Source organism: Ruegeria sp. BHSB058 (assembly GCF_059613285.1).
The window spans coordinates 1-2615 of sequence record NZ_JBXWSF010000166.1 but is presented as its reverse complement, the minus strand read 5'-3'; the positions used below and the strand labels follow the sequence as shown (position 1 = coordinate 2615).

At 55.1% G+C, this 2615-nt stretch carries 2 protein-coding genes; both read right to left on the bottom strand.

Annotated elements, in window-relative coordinates; all coding sequences use genetic code 11:
• Positions 1–78: 78 nt before the first annotated feature.
• The gene (locus AC2FNB_RS20990; RefSeq protein ID WP_496748670.1) at positions 79–1377 is read right to left on the bottom strand and encodes an enolase C-terminal domain-like protein; all 1299 of its coding nucleotides are present in this window, start codon (positions 1375–1377) and stop codon (positions 79–81) included.
• A 384-nt stretch (positions 1378–1761) separates the two neighbouring features.
• Positions 1762–2615: hypothetical protein (locus AC2FNB_RS20985; RefSeq protein WP_496748669.1), on the bottom strand; the 854-nt coding region annotated here is incomplete at its 5' end.

The window sequence follows — 2615 nt, the reverse complement described above, 5'->3', positions numbered from 1 at the left end:
CTATGCCGGGACGCCAGATACGCCCAACATAGAGACCTTCTCTCCCCAGCCCAAAGTCGTTTTTATTGACTGCGGCCATTACTGTCCTGCCCACTCTGAGCCATTCGGGTACTCATGGCGTGCGAGGCTTTCCTCAAACATCGTGATGGAATAGCCTGGTGCTGTTGGTGGCATGTAGTGACCATCCTTCATCACGCATGGATCGAGGAAATGCTCGTGAAGGTGATCGACATACTCTAGAACACGATCTTCGAGCGATGCAGACACCGCAACGTAGTCAAAAATCGAAAGATGTTGGACATATTCACAAAGACCAACGCCGCCTGCGTGCGGACAAACTGGCACACCGAACTTCTCGGCCAGCAGCTGAATGCCAACGATTTCATTTGGCCCAGCCAAGCGACAGCTGTCCAATTGCAGGAATGAAATTGCATCAGCCTGAAGGAATTGCTTGAACATCACGGCGTTGTGGCAGTGCTCGCCTGTTGCGACTTTGATCGGTGCGATCTCTTTCGCAATTCGCGCATGCCCAAGAATATCATCAGGACTGGTTGGCTCTTCGATCCACCAAGGATCAAACTTCGCCAAGTCACCCATCTTCTTGATGGTCTCTTCAACACCCCAAACCTGGTTGGCGTCCATCATGAGCTTGCGGTCATCACCGATCATTTCGCGCAGGATAGACGCACGGCGCATATCATCGGCATGATTGCCACCACATTTCATTTTGAAGTGCGACCAGCCTTGAGCCAGTGCATCTGAACAAAGTTGGCGCATTTTTTCATCGGAATAACCGAGCCAGCCCGCAGATGTTGTGTAAGCCGGGTATCCTTTGGCTTCCATCTCCGCGATGCGAGCAGCACGACCTGGGACCTTGTCTTCCAGACGTTCCCGCGCTTCTGCTGGATCAAGGGCATCCAACAGATACGTCCAATCGACGAGATCCACGATTTCATTGGGAGTCATGTCGCTGAGCACACGCCAGACTGGTTTCTTTAAGGACTTCGAATAAAGGTCCCAGATCGCGTTCATGATGCCAGCACCGGCAAGGTGGATCACGCCCTTCTCTGGTCCAACCCAACGTAGCTGACTTTCGCCCGTCACGGTTTTCCATGTTTTGCCAAGATTGCCGAAAATCTCGTCGAGACTTTTACCAACCAATAGCGGTGCAATTGAATTCACTGCAGCAACGCAAAGTTCATTCCCGCGACCAATCGTAAAGGTCATTCCATGACCCTGGTCGCCACCCGTTGTTTCGATAGTTACGTACGCTGCCGAGTAGTCAGGCGCTTCATTCATTGCGTCTGAGCCATCGAGTGAACGTGATGTCGGGAACCTGATATCACGTGCTGTAATAGATTTAATTGCCTCGCCCATATGTGCGCGACCTCCTCCCAATTCAAAGTGTTTCAAGACGACTTTCGTTCGCCCAATTTGGGGTGGTATACCATATACATTTATGAAGTCGAGTCAATTTTTCCCCAAATTCAAGCCAACGAGGCGCTTGAGAAACTTCTCAAGCGGTATACCATATGCACTTGGATTGTTGGAACAAGGGGGGAGTGGGCAAGAGCTGGTGGTCAATCGGCCTGCTTTGAGACGCCTATCGCAGCGCGAAACGACGCGCTGGAAACATGAACGTACGCTGCACACGACCACATGTAGATCACTGAAACTCTGATAAGATCGACACCATCCATCACTGGACGATCGGTCAGACCCGCTGACTCTCGTTATGAATGAAGGTGCCTCGGGGGCAGGTCATATGGCTTTCCACATTCGATATCGCCCTTGCCCGGTCACTTCGCGGATCAAACCGCTTGCCTCCATCCACGCCAGATTGCGCTGAACGGCGGCGCGACTGGCACTGGTCACTGCTTCAGCCATTGGGGCGGTGACCAAGGGCCATTCCGCGAAAACCTTTCTCAAGGCGACCGGCGTGCGTCCCGACAATTGCGCCATGACGTTTTCTGCTCGCCCGGCCCACGCTTCGATATCGTCAAGCGTTCGCATCGCCGTTAAAATCGCGCTGTTCATCCCATCCAACCAGCGTGCCAAGCGTTCGGGTGGCAAGCCCGAGCCTCGCAGCCCCCTTGCACCACCCATAGCTACCGGTGCGAAGATGGCGCCGCTTCCGTCGCTGGCCGCGATCCTGGACGCGGTGACAGCGGCTTCGATCTGGTCGCCGTGTTGTCCGAGGCCCGCCAGGCTCCAGAGATGAAAGCTCATGCAAGACCGAGTGATTGGGTGGAGATCGGCTGCGGCTGTCATTACTTCTAGCCATCCGCCTGCACGATCCTCGAAACGCTCAGCGCTGTCTTCGATGTTCTCGGGATCGCGGCGATCCAGGAAGGCGGCCAAGTCAACCTTCGGTCCGGGACCGCCTGTCAGACGCCGAACAGCCCATCCAACTCTTGCCAGGGCATTTGGGTCATCCTGTGCGCCCGAAAGCCGCATCGATACCCAGAGCGCCAGACGATCAGAACTTACCCTATCCCCTGCGAACCAGCTAAGATCCGCCGCCTCGATAAGAGCGAGCCGATGCCGCCAGCCTTCCGGGCCGCGCAGCAGCCGGTCATCCAGAGCTCCCAGGCGGCCAGCCACTCTTGCCAGTC

What these genes read in the sequence shown, in the direction of transcription:
- AC2FNB_RS20990 (WP_496748670.1), bottom strand. Translation starts at nt 1,377, where the DNA reads ATGGGCGAGGCAATTAAATCTATTACAGCACGTGATATCAGGTTCCCG.